This is a genomic window from Streptomyces alkaliterrae, assembly GCF_007097205.2.
Classification (GTDB): Bacteria; Actinomycetota; Actinomycetes; order Streptomycetales; family Streptomycetaceae; genus Streptomyces; species Streptomyces alkaliterrae.
The window spans coordinates 22957-38874 of the sequence record NZ_VJYK02000003.1 but is presented as its reverse complement, the minus strand read 5'-3'; the positions used below and the strand labels follow the sequence as shown (position 1 = coordinate 38874).

Here is a 15918-nt window from a genome sequence, read left to right as displayed (position 1 = left end):
TCCACGCCAACAGGTTCCGCTCCCGGTCCGCGGGCCGGGGAGACCCGGGGAGTCGGCATGCCGCTGACGTCGCCGCGCCGCGCGGCGCTCTCCGCGCAGGTGATCGAGGAGCTGCGGCGCCAGATCACCTCCGGCGCCTGGCCGGTCGGCTCCCGCATCCCCACCGAGCCCGAGCTGGTCGAACAGCTCGGGGTGGCCCGGAACACGGTGCGGGAGGCGGTGCGCGCCCTCGCCCACAACGGGCTGCTGGACATCCGCCAGGGGTCGGGCACGTTCGTGGCGGCCACCAGCGAGCTCGCCGGGGTGATGCAGCGCCGCTTCGCGGACGCCGCGACGCGGGACGTGGCGGAGCTGCGGTCCACGCTGGAGGCGGAGGGTGCTCGGCTGGCCGCCCGCCGCCGCACCGAGGAGGACGTCGAGCGGCTGGAGGCGCTGCTGGAGCGCCGGGAGGCGGCCTGGGACTCCGGGGACGTCGGCCGCTTCGTGGAGGCCGACGCGACGCTGCACCTGGCGGTCGTCGAGGCCTCGCACAACGAGGTGCTGACCGCCCTCTACGCCGACCTGGGAGCCGTCGTACGGGACTTCCTGCGCTCGGACGTCGGCGACGAGCTGCGCCCCGAGGAGCACCTGGACCACTCGCGGATGCTCGCCGCGATCCGCGACCGGGACGAGGCGGCGGCGGCCGCCGAGGCCGCCTCGCACGCCTGGCACTGCCGCGGCACGTCCGGGCCGGAGTGAGCGCGGGCCGGGAGAAGAAGGCGAGGGCCCGCCGTGCCGGAAGCGGCACGGCGGGCCCTCGCCCCTGAGACGGGGGACGGGCTCAGGCGCCCATCATGTGCACGCCGCCGTCGACGTGCACGATCTCGCCGGTCGTCTTGGGGAACCAGTCCGACAGCAGCGCGACGACACCGCGCGCGGCCGGCTCCGGGTCGCTCAGCTCCCAGCCGATGGGCGCGCGGGTGTTCCACACGTCGGCCAGCTCCTCGAAGCCGGGGATCGACTTGGCGGCCATCGACTTGATCGGGCCGGCCGAGATCAGGTTGCAGCGGATGTTCTTCGGGCCGAGGTCCCGGGCCAGGTAGCGGGAGGTCGACTCCAGCGCGGCCTTCGCCACGCCCATCCAGTCGTACTTGGGCCAGGCCACCTGGGCGTCGAAGTCCATGCCGACGACCGAGCCGCCGCGCTGCTCGAGCAGCGGGAGCAGGGCCATGGTCAGCGACTTGAGCGAGTAGGCGGAGACCTCCACCGCCGTGGCGACCGACTCCCACTCGGTGTTGAGGAAGTTGCCGCCGAGGGCGTCCTGCGGCGCGAAGCCGATGGAGTGCACCACGCCGTCCAGGCCCACACCCTCGCCCAGGTGCTCGGCGACCCGGTCGGCGAGCGTAGCCAGGTGCTCCCTGTTCTGCACGTCCAGCTCGATGACCGGCGCCTCCTTGGGCAGCCGCTTGGCGATGCGCTGGACGAGGCTGAGCCGGCCGAAGCCGGTCAGCACGACCTCCGCGCCCTCCTCCTGGGCCAGCCGGGCCACGTGGAAGGCGATCGACGCGTCGGTGAGCACCCCGGTGACGAGGATGCGCTTGCCTGCGAGAAGTCCACTCATGGTGTCAGTGCCCCATGCCCAATCCGCCGTCAACCGGAATGACGGCTCCAGTGATGTAAGCGGCATCGTCCGATACCAGGAATCGCACCGAGGCGGCGATCTCCTCGGGCTGCGCGTAACGGCCGAGCGGCACCTGGCCGACGATCTTCTCGCGCTGCTCGTCGCTGAGTGCGCGGGTCATGTCGGTGTCGACGAAGCCCGGTGCGAGCACGTTGCAGGTGATGTTGCGGGAGCCCAGTTCGCGCGCGACGGATCGGGCGAAGCCCACAAGACCGGCCTTGGAGGCGGCGTAGTTCGCCTGGCCCGCCGAGCCGAGCAGGCCGACCACCGAGGAGATCAGCACGATGCGGCCCTTGCGGGCCCGCAGCATGCCCTTGGTGGCCCGCTTGACCACCCGGAAGGTGCCGGTGAGGTTGGTCTCCAGCACCGAGCTGAAGTCCTCCTCGGACATCCGCAGCAGCAACTGGTCGCGGGTCACGCCGGCGTTGGCGACGAGCACCTCGACCGGGCCCTGCTTCTCCTCGATCTCCTTGTACGCCTGCTCCACCTGCTCGGGGTCGGTGATGTCGCACTTCACCGCGAGGAAACCGGCCGGCGGCTCGCCGGACCGGTAGGTGATCGCCACCTGGTCCCCCGCCTCGGCCAGGGCCCGGGCGATGGCCAGACCGATTCCACGGTTGCCGCCGGTGACAAGTACGGAGCGGCTCAAGAGAGACCACCTTCTCTGCTGTCGGTCTGTGTCGTTACGTCGGTTCGTCACGTCGGTTCGGTCGAACTGCCGGTCCAATACCGCACCCAAGAAACTATCGGTACCGGGCCGCCTCGCGGGACTCGACCACCGACAGGGGGTTCGACGGCCTCCTGTCGGATCCCTACAGTCGCGCCGCCGGAATCCGCGGGCGCGGCCGGGCGCGACAGGGCATGATCGGTTGCCGACCATGGGAGGAAGAGTGTCCCGAGACATTGACCAGACCTTCACGGCGCTCCCGCTGCGGGCGCTGGCGGACGCCGCGCTCGCCAGGGCCAGAGCGCTCGGCGCCGAGCACGCCGACTTCCGTTTCGAACGGGTGCGGAACGCGTCGGTGCGGCTGCGCGACGCCCGCCCGGCGGGTTCGCACGACGCGACGGAGACCGGCTACGCGGTGCGGGTCGTCCACGACGGGGCCTGGGGGTTCGCCGCCGGTGTCGACATGTCGATGGACGCCGCGGCCCGGGTGGCGGGCCAGGCCGTCGCGATGGCGAAGCTGTCGGCGAAGGTGATCCGCGCGGCCGGCGGCACCGACCGGGTGGAACTGGCCGACGAGCCGGTGCACGGCGAACGCACCTGGATCTCGGCGTACGAGGTGAACCCGTTCGACGTGCCGGAGGAGGAACGCGTCGGGCAGCTCGCCGAGTGGAGCTCCCGGCTGCTGGCGGCCGACGGGGTGGACCACGTGGACGCCACCCTGCTGTCCGTGCAGGAGAACAAGTTCTACGCGGACACCGCCGGCACGGTGACCACCCAGCAGCGGGTACGGCTGCATCCGGAGCTGACCGCCGTCGCGGTGGCCGACTCCGGCGCCTTCGACTCGATGCGCACGCTGGCCCCGCCGGTCGGACGGGGCTGGGAGTACCTGCGCGGCACGGGCTGGGACTGGGACGCCGAACTCGCCGAGATCCCGGAGCTGCTGGCGGAGAAGATGGCCGCGCCGAGCGTCACGCCCGGCCGCCACGACCTGGTCGTCGACCCGTCGAACCTGTGGCTGACCATCCACGAGTCGATCGGCCACGCCACCGAACTGGACCGGGCGCTCGGCTACGAGGCCGCCTACGCGGGCACGTCGTTCGCCACCTTCGACAAGCTCGGCGAGCTGGCCTACGGCTCGAAGCTGATGAACGTCACCGGCGACCGCACCGCCGAGCACGGGCTGGCGACCGTCGGGTACGACGACGAGGGCGTGGCCGCGCAGTCCTGGGACCTGGTCAGCGAGGGCACCCTGGTCGGCTTCCAACTCGACCGTCGGATGGCGCGGTTGACCGGCCTTGGCAGGTCGAACGGCTGCGCGTTCGCCGAGTCCGCGGCGCACGTCCCGGTGCAGCGGATGGCCAACGTCTCGCTGAGGCCGGCGACCGGCGGGCCGAGCACCGAGGAGCTGATCTCCGGCGTGGAACGCGGCCTGTACGTCGTCGGCGACCGCTCGTGGTCGATCGACATGCAGCGCTACAACTTCCAGTTCACCGCGCAGCGCTTCTACCGCATCGCGGGCGGGCGGCTGGCCGGGCAGGTCAGGGACGCCGCCTACCAGGCCACCACGACCGACTTCTGGGGCTCGATGGAGGGCCTCGGCGGCGAGGACACCTACGTCCTCGGCGGCACGTTCCGCTGCGGCAAGGCCCAGCCCGGGCAGGCCGCGTCCGTCTCGCACGGCTGCCCCTCGGCGCTGTTCCGCGGCGTCAACATCCTCAACACGACCCAGGAGGCCGGTCGATGACTTCCCCCGCACGGACCACCGCACCGCACGAACTGGTCGAGCGGGCCCTGGACCTGAGCCGGGCGGACGGCTGCGTGGTCATCGCCGACGAGAGCTCCTCCGCCAACCTGCGCTGGGCCGGGAACACCCTCACCACCAACGGCGTCACCCGGGGCCGGACGGTGACCGTGATCGCCACCGTGGACGGCGCCCAGGGCACCGCCTCGGGCGTCGTGGCGCGCTCCGGGTCCGACGCCACCGAGCTGGAACCGCTGGTGCGGGCGGCCGAGGAGGCGGCACGCCGGGCCGGGCCCGCCGAGGACGCGCGGGGACTGGTCGCCGGCGGTCCGCCGTCCGACGACTTCACCGCGCCGCCCGCCGAGACCTCCTCGGCGGTCTTCGAGGCGTTCGCGCCCGCGCTGGGCGAGTCGTTCGCCCGCGCCGCGTCGGAGGGGCGGGAGCTCTACGGCTTCGCCCAGCACGAGGTGGTCTCCAGCTACCTGGGCACCTCCGCGGGCCTGCGGCTGCGGCACGACCAGCCCACCGGCACGGTGGAACTCAACGCCAAGAGCCCCGACCACACCCGCTCGGCCTGGGCCGGCCGCGCCACCCGGGACTTCTCCGACGTCGACCCGGCCGCGCTCGACGCCGAGTTGGCCCGGCGGCTGGCGTGGGCGAACCGCAGGGTGGAGCTGCCCGCCGGGCGGTACGAGACGCTGCTGCCGCCCACCGCCGTCGCCGACCTCATGGTGTACCAGCTGTGGTCGGCCGGTGCCCGGGACGCCGCCGAGGGCCGGACCGTCTTCAGCTCGCCCGGCGGCGGCACCCGGGTCGGCGAGAAGGTGGCGCGGCTGCCGCTGACCCTGCGCGGCGCGCCGACGGCCGACGGCCTCCAGTGCGCGCCCTTTGTCCTCGCGCACTCCTCCGGCGACGACGTCTCGGTGTTCGACAACGGGCTGCCGCTGGAGGACACCGAGTGGATCAGCGAGGGCACGCTCTCCCGGCTGGTCAGCTCACGGCACACCGCCGAGCTGACCGGACTGCCGGCCGCGCCCATGGTCGACAACCTGATCCTGGAGGGCGGCGGCGAGCAGTCGCTGGAGGAGATGGTCGCCGGCACCGAACGCGGGCTGCTGCTGACCTGCCTGTGGTACATCCGGGAGGTCGATCCGGCCACGCTGCTGCTGACCGGTCTCACCCGGGACGGCGTGTACCTGGTGGAGGGCGGGGAGGTGGTCGGCGCGGTGAACAACTTCCGCTTCAACGAGTCCCCGGTCGACCTGCTGGCCCGGGCCGAGGAGGCCGGCCGGACCGAGCGCTGCCTGCCCAGGGAGTGGTCGGACTACTTCACCAGGGCCGCGATGCCCGCCCTGCGGGTGCCGGACTTCAACATGAGCTCCGTCAGCCCCGGGGTGTGAGCCGCCCCGTAGACTCGGCCTGTCAACCAGCGGTCCGGCCCTCGCCAGTGGCGGGGTGCCGGGCCGCCGGGCGGCTCCCGATCACGTCCCGACGACCATCCACAGGAACGCCACGATGACACGCCTCGGCGACTCCGTCGCACGCGCCAGTGAGCTGCTGGCGCAGGACCTCTCCTCCGACTCCGCGGTCGAGCGACTGCTGACCGAGACCCGGGCGAGGCGCTATCTCGACCTGACGGACCTGTCGCCAAGCGAGCAGGCCGAGCTGATCGCCTCCCGCGCGGTGGAGGTGCTTCCGGGGCCGGAGAAGCTGGCCGCGCGGATCGAGGAGCGGGCGGCCTCCGGCCGGGGCCTGTCGGTGAAGCTGGGCGTGGACCCGACCGCACAGGACATGCACCTCGGCCACGCCGTACCGGTGATCATCCTGAGCCGGCTCCAGCGCATGGGCCACGACGTCACCCTGCTGATCGGCGACTTCACCGCCAAGATCGGCGACCCGTCCGGGCGCACCGCCGAGCGTCCCCCGCTGACCGACGAGGACATCAGGCGCAACCTGGCCGGCTACCGCGACCAGGTGCGGCCGTTCGTCGACTTCGACCGGATCAGCTTCCGGGAGAACAGCGAGTGGCTGGCGCCCTACACCTTCCCCGAGCTGCTGACGCTCATGGCCCAGGTGCCGGTCTCCCAGCTGCTCCAGCGCGAGGACTTCCGCAACCGGCTCGCGGCGGGCTCCGGGCTGACGATGTCCGAGCTGCTGTACCCGATCGCGCAGGCGCTGGACTCGGTCGCGCTGGAGTGCGACGTCGAGCTCGGCGGCGCCGACCAGCTGCTCAACCTCCAGATGGGCCGGCGGCTGATGGAGCTGCGCGGGCAGCAGCCGCAGCTGGTCGTCACCATGCCGCTCATCGAGGGCACGGACGGCACCGGCGCGAAGATGTCCAAGTCCAAGGGCAACTACGTGGGTCTCTCCACCACGGCGGAGGACGTCTTCGGCAAGATCATGTCGGTGCCTGACCGGCTGATCGAGCCCTACCTGAAGGCGTGGACGGAGTGGAGCGACCAGGAGGTCGGCCAGGCGCTCGCCCGCGTTTCCGGCGGCTCGCTGCACCCGATGGACCTCAAGAAGGTGCTCGCCGGGGAGGTCGTCGCGGCCATGTTCGACGTGCCGACGGCGATGAAGGCCCGGGCCGGCTTCACCGCCCAGTTCTCGAAGAAGTCCTTCGCCGACGTCGACACGCTTCCGACGCTGAACGCCGCCCAGCTGGGCGGCGAGGGCATCGCCGGGCTGCTGGCCCGGGAGCTGGAGTTCGTGCCGAGCGCGTCGGCGGCCCGCCGGCTCGCCAAGCAGAACGCCTTGCGCCTGGTCGTGGAGGCGGCCGACGGCCAGCACACGATCGTGCTGGCGGAGGGCGAGGCGCTGCGCCCGCTGGCCGAGGTGGTGCGGGAGAAGCTCGCCGAGGCGGGTGTCGGCGGCACGGTCTACCTCAAGGCCGGGCGGAAGATCGCCGAGATCCGCGGGCTGTAGCGCTCACGCGGCGGAGAGGGCCCGGTCGGCACGTGTGCGTGTGCCGACCGGGCTCTGTCGCCTCCGGACGGAGTCTCCGCGCGAGGCGTCAGGTCTGTTTGCCGCGTAGCGACGCGTAGAGCGGAGCGCCGAGGCCGACGATCAGGATGGCTCCGAGCAGCTGGAGCAGATGCCGGATCCAGTCGATTCCCCTGGTGTCCTCGACGCCGATCCAGCCGGCGACGGCGTTGCCCAGCAACGCGCCCAACATACCGAAGATGATCGTCAGCCAGATCGGGATGTTCTGCTTGCCGGGCAGGATGGCCCGGGCGAGCACGCCGAGCACCAGACCGACGATGATGGCCCACAACCAGCTCATTTCGCCTCCTTGTCGTGCGCCGGGTGCGCATTCCCACGCTGGGGCCGGCTGTCGCCCACCGCATCGCTTGGTACTCCGTTCGAGTGAGGCGACAGATCCGGGGGCGTTTCCCGGGCCGGTGTCGGTCCGACGGGGGCCGGAGCGTAACGTGGGAGCCATCCGGTGGTTCACCGGCGCGCGGGGGCACGCCGGCCGGCGCGACCGGGCGGTTTCGGGCGGTGAGATGCGATGCGGCTACGGCGCGACAAGCGCGACGGGGAGGTCTTCCGGATCACCGGCGCGAGGCCGAGTCTGGCGGAGGACGTACGGCGCCGGGAGCGGCGCTACGTGATCTCCATGCTCGTCCGTACCGTCGCGGTGATCCTGACCGTGTTCCTCTGGAACGTCCAGCGTCCGCTGGCCGTGGTCACGCTGGTGCTGGGGCTGACGCTGCCCTACATCGCGGTGGTGATCGCCAACGCCGGGCGCGAGAACTCCCCCGCCATCCCCTCCTCCCTGCTGCGCTCGGCGCCGCGCGAGGCGATCGCCCCGACCGGCGAAGGTGCGACCGGCGAAGGTGCGACCGGGGAGGGCCCGGCGGCCGAGAGGCCGGCGGGCGGGCGACCGGCGTCGGAAGCGCCGGACGAGGATTCGGCGGGCCGGGCGCCGACGGAGGGCAGGCCCTCACCGGGCCGTGCGGCGCCACGCCCCGAGGACGGACCGGCGACCGCGCGGCCGGGCGGGGACCATCCGCGAAGCGGCACCAACGGCTCCGCACACTTCTCCAGTTGACCCGGCGTCACGCGCCGCGCCCGGCGCGCCACGACGGGAAAATACCTGTGGTCAATCGCGGCGATCCAGTGCACCTTCGGGGGGCCGCCGTGCCATACTTCCTACGCGCTCCGTATCCCCCGTCGGAGCGACTGACCGACGCCGGGCAGCTCCCCCCGTGGCTGCCCGGCGTCGTTGTGCGCGTGCGGCGTGCTTGGATGGGGTGGTGACGACCGAGGACGCGCCGATCTGTTCCGCCAAGGGCTGCCGGGCGCCCGCCGTGTGGGTGCTGGCCTGGAACAACCCGAAACTGCACACTCCCGAGCGCCGCAAGACGTGGCTGGCGTGCGAGGAGCACCGCGAGCACCTGTCGCAGTTCCTGGGGATCCGCGGCTTCCTGAAGGACGTCGTGGCGCTGCGCGAGTGGAACGACTCAGCCGCCGATGGCTGACATGGGCCGCTGGGGCTGGACGAACGAGGGGTCGTCGATGCCCGCGCCCGCCTTCTTGCCCCACATCGCCGTCCGCCACAGGGCGGCGATGCGCTCGTCGGAGGCCCCGGTGCGCAGCGCGCCCCTGAGGTCGGACTCCTCCGTGGCGAACAGGCAGGTGCGGACCTGGCCGTCGGCGGTGAGCCGGGTGCGGTCGCAGGCGCGGCAGAACGGCCTGGTCACGGAGGCGATGACGCCCACCCGGTGCGGCCCGCCGTCCACCAGCCAGCGCTCGGCGGGGGCCGAGCCGCGGGCCTGCTCGCCCTCCTCGGTGAGGGTGAAGCGGGTACGCAGCGAGGCGAGGATGTCACCCGCGGTGATCATGCCGTCGCGCTGCCAGCCGTGCTGGGCGTCCAGCGGCATCTGCTCGATGAAGCGCAGCTCGTACTCGTGCTCCATGGCCCAGGCGAGCAGGTCGGGCGCCTCGGCGTCGTTCATCCCGGGCATCAGTACGGCGTTGATCTTCACCGGGCGCAGGCCGGCCTCCCGGGCGGCGGCCAGACCGCGCAGCACGTCGGCGTGCCGCTTGCGGCGGGTGAGCCGCTGGAACACCCCGGGGTCGAGGGTGTCGAGTGAGACGTTGACCCGGTCCAGGCCGGCATCCCGCAGGGCGCCCGCCGTGCGCTCCAAGCCGATGCCGTTGGTGGTCAGCGACAGCTGGGGCCTGGGCTCGAGCGCCGCGCAGGCGGCCACGATGCCCACCAGGCCGGGGCGCAGCAGCGGTTCGCCGCCGGTGAAGCGCACCTCGGTGACACCCAGCTCGCGCACCGCGATATCCACCAGCCGCACGATCTCCTCATCCGTGAGGAGATCGGGCTTGGCGAGCCACTGAAGGCCCTCCTCCGGCATGCAGTAGGTGCAGCGCAGGTTGCAGCGGTCGGTCAGCGACACCCGCAGATCGGTGGCCGTCCGGCCGTACGAGTCGAGCAGCATGGCGCGGCACACCTCTCCGACGTAGGGCCTCTTTCTCCGCAGCGTACGCGACCGCACCGACATTCAACAGATCGTTGAAGTCATCGCGTCGTCACTCTGCGTCTCCTTTTGATCTCGATCCACCCGAAATCTTGTTTGGGTGTCCAACTCACCGATACGTTCCAGCGGGCCGCCCACGAACGACCAACTCCGTTATTCGGACGGGCGGTTGATGACCAGTGTGTTCACCCAAGAGGAGTTCTACATGGCTTTGAGACCCCTGTCCGGAAAACGGCGAAGCGTCGTGTTCTCCGCCGGTCTCGCCCTGACCGTCTCGCTCGGACTGCTGCCCGGCGCGAGCGCCGCCGCCGAGGACGGCAAGGGACAGTCGGCCACCGCCGACGGCCCGAAGCTGTCCTACGTGGTCAACACGGCCCCCGACAGGAAGTCCGTCCGACGGGCCGAGGACGCCGTCCGCCGCGCCGGCGGCAAGGTCGTCACCTCCTACCGGGAGATCGGCGTTGTCATCGCCCACTCCCGCAACTCCGGCTTCGGCGACCGGATGCGCGCCACTCCGGGGATCAACTCGGCCGGCGCCACCCGCACCGCGCCGATCGAGACCGCCACCACCACCGACGTCGGCAAGCCCGAGTACGTCGACGTGAAGAAGCTGGCCAAGGCGAAGCCCAACCAGACCGCCCGCGGCGACCAGCTGAACGAGGAGCCGCTGGAGTCCCTCCAGTGGGCGCTGCCGCAGATCAACGCCGACAAGGCGCACGCGATCAGCCAGGGCAGCCGGGACGTCACCGTCGCCGTCATCGACACCGGCGTGGACGACACCCACCCTGACCTGGCGCCCAACTTCTCCGCCAAGCAGTCCGCGAACTGCGTGGGCGGCGTCGCCGACACCTCCCGCGGCGCCTGGCGCCCCTACCCGGACGGCAGCTACCACGGCACGCACGTCGCCGGCATCGTGGCCGCCGCCCGCAACGGCGTCGGCATCGCCGGCGCGGCCCCCGGCGTGCAGGTCTCCTCGATCAAGGTGAGCGAGCCGGGCGAGGGCTTCTTCTACACCGAGGCCGTCGTCTGCGCCTTCATGTTCGCCAGCAAGACGGGCGTGGAGATCACCAACAACAGCTACTACATCGACCCGTGGCTGTTCACCTGCACCAACGACCCGGACCAGAAGGCGCTCGTCGACTCCGTCAGCCGCGCCATCAACTACAGCCGGGGCAAGGGCACCGCGCACGTGACCTCCGCCGGCAACTCCTACACGGACCTGGCGGCCAGCGAGGTCACCGACCGCACCAGCCCGAACGACTCCACTCCGGTCGAGCGGAAGATCAACCCCCGGATCTGCCCGGACATGCCGACCCAGCTGCCCGGCGTGATCTCGGTCTCCGCGACCGGCTCGCACAAGCTGAAGTCGTACTACAGCAACTACGGCACCGGCCAGGTCGACGTGGCCGCGCCGGGCGGTGACGCCCGCTACCAGCTGCCGCCGGCGCCGGGCAAGCACGGTGGCGTGCTGTCCACCATGCCGGACGGCGAGTACGCCTTCCTCCAGGGCACCTCGATGGCCGGCCCGTACGTCGCCGGTGTCGCCGCGCTCATCAAGAGCAAGGACCCGAAGGTCAGCCCGCAGGAGCTCGCGTGGCGCCTGAAGGCCCAGGCGATGAGCACCGCGTGCCCTGACGAGCCGTACGACCCGAGCGGAAACGGCCAGTTCGCCGCGCAGTGCACCGGCACCGAGCACGTGAACAACTTCTACGGTTACGGCATCGTCGACGCCCTGGCGGCGGTCCGGCGCTGACGGACGGGCCGACGGCACACCCCCCGCCGTCGATCGTCCGAAGTGACAGACGAGGGCGCCGGACGGCAACCGTCCGGCGCCCTCCGCCGTGTTCGGCCCCGGACGGCGTCACGGGGAGCCGCCGGCAGGGACGTCCCGCCTGGAGGAGTCCCGCTCGGCGGCGTCCTCGAGAACATCGTCTTCCGCCGGCTCTTCCGCCGGTGGCTGCCAGCCGGGGCCGCGCAGCACCCGGCCGAAGCGCTCCGGCCAGTCGCGGGCGGCCCGCAGGTCGCGGCCGATCGCCGCGTACTCGTGGGTGGCGACGCGCAGCGGGTTGTAGGTGTGGATGTTCTTCGTCAACCCGTAGACGGGGCGTGTCGTCTCCGGCGTGAACGTGCCGAACATCCGGTCCCAGACGATCAGGATGCCGCCGAAGTTGCGGTCCAGGTAGCCGCCCTGGGAGGCGTGGTGCACCCGGTGGTGCGAGGCGGTGTTGAAGACGTACTCGATCGGCGCGGGCAGCTTGCCGACGCGCTCGGTGTGGATCCAGAACTGGTAGACGAGGTTGACCGAGGAGCAGAACGCGAGCGCCGCCGGATGCACGCCGAGCGCGATCATCGGCAGGTAGAAGGGCCAGACGGTCCACGTCGTCCACGGCTGGCGGAGCGCGGTGGTGAAGTTGAACTTCTCGCTCGAGTGGTGCACCACGTGGCAGGCCCACAGCACGCGGACGACGTGGTGCCCCCGGTGCGACCAGTAGTAGAAGAAGTCCTGGACGAGCAGCATCAGCGGGATGGTCCACCACACGACCGGCACCGCGAGAGGCGTCAGTTCGTAGACCGCCACGTAGACGGCCACGATGGGGATCTTCCACAGCGCGTCGAAGACGAGGCTGCCGAGACCCATCGTGATGCTGGTGGCCGCGTCCTTGGCCTCGTACCCGGCGGCGTCCTCGTCCCGGTGGATCCGGTGGCTGACCATCTCCAGGACGGTCAGCACGATGAAGGCGGGTATGGACCACAACACGACATCGGGAAGCGCAGTCGGCATAACCGCACGGTAGAAGCAGTTCCCCCCGGGGACCAGAGGGAGTTACCGACAAGTATGCGAGAACGGGCGTCAGTAGCGGCAACTTGCCACTTTTGATGGCTTTTGCCCGACTCGGACACTACTCGTCGCGCTCCTCGGCGTCCTGACGGCGTGTCGGAGAACGCCCCGCACGGGTGCGGGAGGCACACCGTCGGTTCGGATCCTGTCAGTGACGGCCCGTATCCTCTGTGACCATGCTCGAAGACCAGACGGCTGCCGCCCCGCACATCCCCGCGCAGCAGCACGCCGCCGACCGGTCCTGGCCGTCCGAATACCCGGACGGATACGCCGTCGTGGACGTCGAGACGACGGGCCTGGCCCGGGACGACCGCATAGTCTCCGCGGCCGTCTACCAACTCGACCGCCACGGCGAGGTCCAGGACCACTGGTACAGCCCGGTCAACCCGCAGCGCGACCCGGGCCCGGTGTGGATCCACGGCCTCACCGCCGACGTGCTCGCGGACGCGCCGCTGTTCACCGACATCGCCGAGGAGTTCGCGGGGAGACTGGCCGGCCGGGTCCTGGTCGCCCACAACGCCGTCTTCGACTGGACGATGATCTCCCGCGAGTACGCCAGGGCCCGCAGCTCGGCACCGGTGCGGCAGCGGCTGTGCACGATCGCGCTCGCCAAGGAGCTGGCACTGCCGCTGCCCAACCACAAGTTGGAGTCGCTGGCCGCGCACTACGGCGTCGTGCAGCGGCGGGCGCACCACGCGCTGGACGACGCCCGGGTGCTCGCGGAGGCGTTCCGGCCCAGCCTGCGGCTGGCCGCCGGCGCCGGGCTGCGGTTGCCGCTGCTGGCCTGCCAGCCGCTCACCGAGTGGTCGGACCGTCCCGCCCCCGCCGGTCAGCGGGCGGGCGGCTACGCCCCGCGCACCTGGCGGCCGGCCCGGCGGCGCCCCGCCTGCCCCTACCCCAACCCGGGCCACTACGTGCCGGGCGGTCCGCTGGTGCAGGGCATGCGGGTGGCCATCTCCGGGGACACCAGCACCGACCGGGAGATCCTGGAGGACCGGGCGACCGAGGCCGGGCTGCACATCGCGGGCAGTGTGTCGCGGCTCACCAGCCTGCTGGTGACCAACGACCCCGACGCGGCCACCGGCAAGGTCGTCCGCGCCCGCGGCTTCGGTACACCGGTGATCGACGAGGCCGCCTTCACCCAGTTGCTGCGGGACGTGGCTCCCGCGCCCGGACCCACCGGACAGCGCTAGCCGGCGGCCGGGTACCGTCGACTACCGTGTACCGCTTCCTGTTGACCCGGCAGTGGGTGACCCTCACGCTGGTCGCCCTCCTGCTGATGCCGGCGATGGTCAAGCTCGGCTTCTGGCAGTTCCACCGCCACGAGGCGAGAGTCGCGCACAACAACCGCGTCGCGCAGGCACTGGCGGCGGACCCGGTGCCGGTGACCCGGCTCACCGAGCCGGGCGGCCAGGTCGAGGAGCGCCACCGCTACCGCGCGGTCACCGCCACGGGACGGTACGACACCGACAACGAGGTCGTGGTGCGCCGCCGCACCGCCGCCGACGGCAAGCAGATCGGCTACTTCGTGCTGACCCCGCTGGTGCTGGAGCGCGGCGCCGGGATCCTGCTGGTGAACCGGGGCTGGGTGCCGCCGGGCGCGGACCAGACCGTCCATCCCGACACCCCCGAGGCGCCCGCCGGCACCGTCACCGTCACCGGGCGGCTGCTGCCGGACGAGACGTCGGCCAGGACGGGCATCAAGGACCGGGGCGGGCTGCCCGACCGCCAGGTGATGCTGATCAACAGCACGCAGCAGGCCGAGGCGCTGGGCCGTCCCGTGCTCGGCGGCCACATCCAGCTGTCCGCGACCAGCCCCGAGCCCCCGGCGGAACGCTCCGCCGAGCTGGTGCCCGAGCCGGACCACAGCGGCATCGGCGCGCACATGGCCTACGCCGTGCAGTGGTGGCTGTTCACCGCCGCCGTGCCGGTCGGCTGGGTCGTCCTGGTCCGCCGGGAGCTGCGCGACCAGGCGGCCGCCAAGCGGGGCGAGGCGTCAGGCGAACCCGCCCTGGCGGGCGCGGGCGGCGGCACGGCAGACTGATCACCATGGATCTCGGACTGACGGACAGGGTCTACGTGGTGACCGGCGGAACGCGCGGGCTCGGCCTCGCCGCCGCCAGGGAGCTGGTCGAGGACGGCGCGCGGGTGGTGATCAGCGGCCGGACGGAGGCGTCCGCCGAGGCCGCCGCCAAGGCGCTGGGCGCGGGCGCGGTCGGGGTCGCCGCCGACAACGCCGACCCGCAGACGGCGGACCGGCTCGTCGACACCGCTTTCGAGCGGTTCGGCCGCTTCGACGGCGTGCTCGTGAGCGTCGGCGGCCCGCCCGCCGGCGACACGGAGACGATCACCGACGACCAGTGGCAGACGGCCTTCGAGTCGGTCTTCCTCGGCGCGGTCCGGCTGGCCCGGACGGCGGCGCGGCGGCTGGGCGAGGGCGGTGTCATCGGCTTTGTGCTCTCCGGCTCGGTGACCGAGCCGATTCCCGGGCTGACGGTGTCCAACGGGCTGCGCCCGGGGCTGGCCGGCTTCGCCAAGTCGCTGGCTAACGAGCTGGGTCCGCGCGGTGTCCGGGTCGTCGGGCTGCTTCCGTCGAGGATCGACACCGACCGGCTGCGCGAGCTGGACGCGCTGTCCGGCGACGCGGAGGCCTCCCGGGCCCGGCACTCGGCGAACATCCCGTTGCGCCGGTACGGCAGGCCGGAGGAGTTCGGAAGGGCCGCCGCCTTCCTGCTCTCCCCCGCCGCGTCCTATCTGACGGGCACGATGCTGCCGGTCGACGGCGGCGCCCAGCACCGGATCTGAAGCACCCGCCCGGGCGGGCCGGGGTCAGCCGACCGGGGCCGGCCGGCGAGGTCAGCCGACCCGGCTCGGACGGTGGCGGACGGCCCGCAGCCGGGTCTCGGCCGGCAGCTGTGCCAATCCAGCCGAGGTGCGGGCGTTCTCCAGCACCTCGGTGCCCAGCAGATGCACGGCCTCGTCCGGCACGGCGTACGGTTCGAGCAGCAGTCCGATCCGGGCGCGCGGTGCGCGCGGGCGGCCGACCAGCCGTACGGCGGCCCGCTGCACCCCGGGCAGCGTGCCCGCCTCGTCCGCCATCGCCTCCTCCAGCGCCCGCGCCCGCAGAACGGCGTCGGGGCCGTTGTCCGGGCGCTCCTCGGGACCGTCGCCGGGACGTTCGCCGGGGCCGTCGCCGGCGGGGCGGCCGATCGTCATCTCCCGGACCCGGCCGCGGCCGAGTTGGGCCAGCAGCCACCACAGCAGCAGCGCCACCAGCGCGCCGAGCACGGCGAAGACCGTCGGCCACCACCAGCGCTCGCCGCGCCACTGGGTACGGTCGCCCTCGGCCAGGACCACCTCCTGCGGGCCCGTCCACGACCAGCCGGAGGGCAGGCCGAAGCCCCAGCGCGCCGGCAGGTCCGCCGCCGCGACCAGCGCGGCGGCGCCGAGCGCCAGCAGGCCGAGACCGACCAGGCCCAGCAGCAGCCGGTTCGTCACTCGAAGCACTGTGTCCAC

The 15918-nt window shown here is 72.3% G+C and carries 15 protein-coding genes and 1 pseudogene; 10 read left to right on the top strand and 6 right to left on the bottom strand.

Going from position 1 to position 15918, the window contains the following annotated elements; all coding sequences use genetic code 11:
• Positions 1 to 57: 57 nt before the first annotated feature.
• Positions 58 to 738 carry a FadR/GntR family transcriptional regulator gene (locus tag FNX44_RS00775; protein ID WP_143645921.1) on the top strand — a complete coding sequence of 227 codons (681 nt, stop codon included), beginning with the start codon at positions 58 to 60 and terminating at the stop codon, positions 736 to 738.
• A gap of 82 nt (positions 739 to 820) precedes the next feature.
• Here FNX44_RS00775 and fabI read toward each other — a convergent pair whose 3' ends face one another.
• Together fabI and fabG are read right to left on the bottom strand one after the other, a co-directional pair.
• Positions 821 to 1600, bottom strand: coding sequence for an enoyl-ACP reductase FabI (gene fabI, locus FNX44_RS00770; protein WP_143645920.1), 780 nt, complete (start codon positions 1598 to 1600; stop codon positions 821 to 823).
• 4 nt (positions 1601 to 1604) lie between these two features.
• Complete coding sequence (gene fabG / locus FNX44_RS00765) at positions 1605 to 2309, bottom strand: 3-oxoacyl-[acyl-carrier-protein] reductase (RefSeq protein ID WP_143645919.1); 705 nt, start codon at positions 2307 to 2309, stop codon at positions 1605 to 1607.
• A gap of 241 nt (positions 2310 to 2550) precedes the next feature.
• On the opposite strand from fabG, the gene FNX44_RS00760 reads away from it, so the two are divergent.
• The 3 genes from FNX44_RS00760 to tyrS all read left to right on the top strand — a co-directional run bounded on the left by FNX44_RS00760 (position 2551) and on the right by tyrS (position 6993).
• A complete protein-coding gene (locus FNX44_RS00760; RefSeq protein ID WP_143645918.1) occupies positions 2551 to 4071 on the top strand; it encodes a TldD/PmbA family protein in 1521 nt (506 codons plus the stop codon).
• Positions 4068 to 5468 (top strand): metallopeptidase TldD-related protein, encoded by a 1401-nt coding sequence (locus FNX44_RS00755; RefSeq protein ID WP_143645916.1) that lies wholly within the window; start codon positions 4068 to 4070, stop codon positions 5466 to 5468. Before FNX44_RS00760 ends, FNX44_RS00755 begins: the two co-directional genes overlap by 4 nt.
• A gap of 115 nt (positions 5469 to 5583) precedes the next feature.
• Positions 5584 to 6993 carry a tyrosine--tRNA ligase gene (gene tyrS / locus FNX44_RS00750; RefSeq protein WP_143645914.1) on the top strand — a complete coding sequence of 470 codons (1410 nt, stop codon included), beginning with the start codon at positions 5584 to 5586 and terminating at the stop codon, positions 6991 to 6993.
• A gap of 88 nt (positions 6994 to 7081) precedes the next feature.
• Here the strand turns inward: tyrS and FNX44_RS00745 are convergent, their stop codons facing one another.
• A complete protein-coding gene (locus tag FNX44_RS00745) occupies positions 7082 to 7351 on the bottom strand; it encodes a GlsB/YeaQ/YmgE family stress response membrane protein (RefSeq protein ID WP_143645912.1) in 270 nt (89 codons plus the stop codon).
• A 228-nt stretch (positions 7352 to 7579) separates the two neighbouring features.
• Between FNX44_RS00745 and FNX44_RS28675 the strand changes: the two are divergent.
• A pseudogene (locus FNX44_RS28675) lies at positions 7580 to 7835 on the top strand (DUF3099 domain-containing protein); the annotation flags it as partial.
• 492 nt (positions 7836 to 8327) lie between these two features.
• Positions 8328 to 8552: a hypothetical protein gene (locus FNX44_RS00735; RefSeq protein ID WP_143645908.1), complete on the top strand. Its 225-nt coding sequence runs from the start codon at positions 8328 to 8330 to the stop codon at positions 8550 to 8552.
• Here FNX44_RS00735 and moaA read toward each other — a convergent pair.
• Positions 8535 to 9524 (bottom strand): GTP 3',8-cyclase MoaA, encoded by a 990-nt coding sequence (moaA, locus tag FNX44_RS00730; protein WP_143645906.1) that lies wholly within the window; start codon positions 9522 to 9524, stop codon positions 8535 to 8537. The genes FNX44_RS00735 and moaA overlap by 18 nt on opposite strands.
• Before the next feature lie 244 nt (positions 9525 to 9768).
• Here moaA and FNX44_RS00725 point away from each other — a divergent pair, with 244 nt between their 5' ends.
• Positions 9769 to 11316 carry a S8 family serine peptidase gene (locus FNX44_RS00725; protein WP_143645904.1) on the top strand — a complete coding sequence of 516 codons (1548 nt, stop codon included), beginning with the start codon at positions 9769 to 9771 and terminating at the stop codon, positions 11314 to 11316.
• A gap of 108 nt (positions 11317 to 11424) precedes the next feature.
• Here FNX44_RS00725 and FNX44_RS00720 read toward each other — a convergent pair whose 3' ends face one another.
• Positions 11425 to 12345: a sterol desaturase family protein gene (locus tag FNX44_RS00720; RefSeq protein ID WP_143645902.1), complete on the bottom strand. Its 921-nt coding sequence runs from the start codon at positions 12343 to 12345 to the stop codon at positions 11425 to 11427.
• A 233-nt stretch (positions 12346 to 12578) separates the two neighbouring features.
• Between FNX44_RS00720 and FNX44_RS00715 the strand changes: the two genes are divergently transcribed.
• The 3 genes from FNX44_RS00715 to FNX44_RS00705 are packed head-to-tail and all read left to right on the top strand — an operon-like array spanning position 12579 to position 15207.
• The gene (locus FNX44_RS00715) at positions 12579 to 13595 is read left to right on the top strand and encodes a DEDDh family exonuclease (RefSeq protein WP_143645900.1); all 1017 of its coding nucleotides are present in this window, start codon (positions 12579 to 12581) and stop codon (positions 13593 to 13595) included.
• Positions 13596 to 13621: 26 nt separating this feature from the next.
• Entirely contained in the window at positions 13622 to 14446 is an 825-nt protein-coding gene (locus FNX44_RS00710; RefSeq protein ID WP_143645898.1) for an SURF1 family cytochrome oxidase biogenesis protein, read from the top strand.
• A 5-nt stretch (positions 14447 to 14451) separates the two neighbouring features.
• Positions 14452 to 15207, top strand: a complete 756-nt coding sequence (locus FNX44_RS00705; protein WP_143645896.1) for an SDR family oxidoreductase — start codon at positions 14452 to 14454, stop codon at positions 15205 to 15207.
• 51 nt (positions 15208 to 15258) lie between these two features.
• Here FNX44_RS00705 and FNX44_RS00700 read toward each other — a convergent pair whose 3' ends face one another.
• The gene (locus FNX44_RS00700; protein WP_143645894.1) at positions 15259 to 15909 is read right to left on the bottom strand and encodes an alkaline shock response membrane anchor protein AmaP; all 651 of its coding nucleotides are present in this window, start codon (positions 15907 to 15909) and stop codon (positions 15259 to 15261) included.
• Positions 15910 to 15918 lie beyond the last annotated feature (9 nt).

Bases quoted from the DNA above. Each gene is read 5' to 3' on its own strand.
- FNX44_RS00725 (WP_143645904.1), top strand. From the start codon at position 9,769: ATGGCTTTGAGACCCCTGTCCGGAAAACGGCGAAGCGTCGTGTTCTCC.
- FNX44_RS00715 (WP_143645900.1), top strand. From the start codon at position 12,579: ATGCTCGAAGACCAGACGGCTGCCGCCCCGCACATCCCCGCGCAGCAG.
- tyrS (WP_143645914.1), top strand. From the start codon at position 5,584: ATGACACGCCTCGGCGACTCCGTCGCACGCGCCAGTGAGCTGCTGGCG.
- FNX44_RS00755 (WP_143645916.1), top strand. From the start codon at position 4,068: ATGACTTCCCCCGCACGGACCACCGCACCGCACGAACTGGTCGAGCGG.
- FNX44_RS00775 (WP_143645921.1), top strand. From the start codon at position 58: ATGCCGCTGACGTCGCCGCGCCGCGCGGCGCTCTCCGCGCAGGTGATC.
- moaA (WP_143645906.1), bottom strand. From the start codon at position 9,524: ATGCTGCTCGACTCGTACGGCCGGACGGCCACCGATCTGCGGGTGTCG.
- FNX44_RS00705 (WP_143645896.1), top strand. From the start codon at position 14,452: ATGGATCTCGGACTGACGGACAGGGTCTACGTGGTGACCGGCGGAACG.
- fabI (WP_143645920.1), bottom strand. From the start codon at position 1,600: ATGAGTGGACTTCTCGCAGGCAAGCGCATCCTCGTCACCGGGGTGCTC.
- FNX44_RS00745 (WP_143645912.1), bottom strand. From the start codon at position 7,351: ATGAGCTGGTTGTGGGCCATCATCGTCGGTCTGGTGCTCGGCGTGCTC.
- FNX44_RS00720 (WP_143645902.1), bottom strand. From the start codon at position 12,345: ATGCCGACTGCGCTTCCCGATGTCGTGTTGTGGTCCATACCCGCCTTC.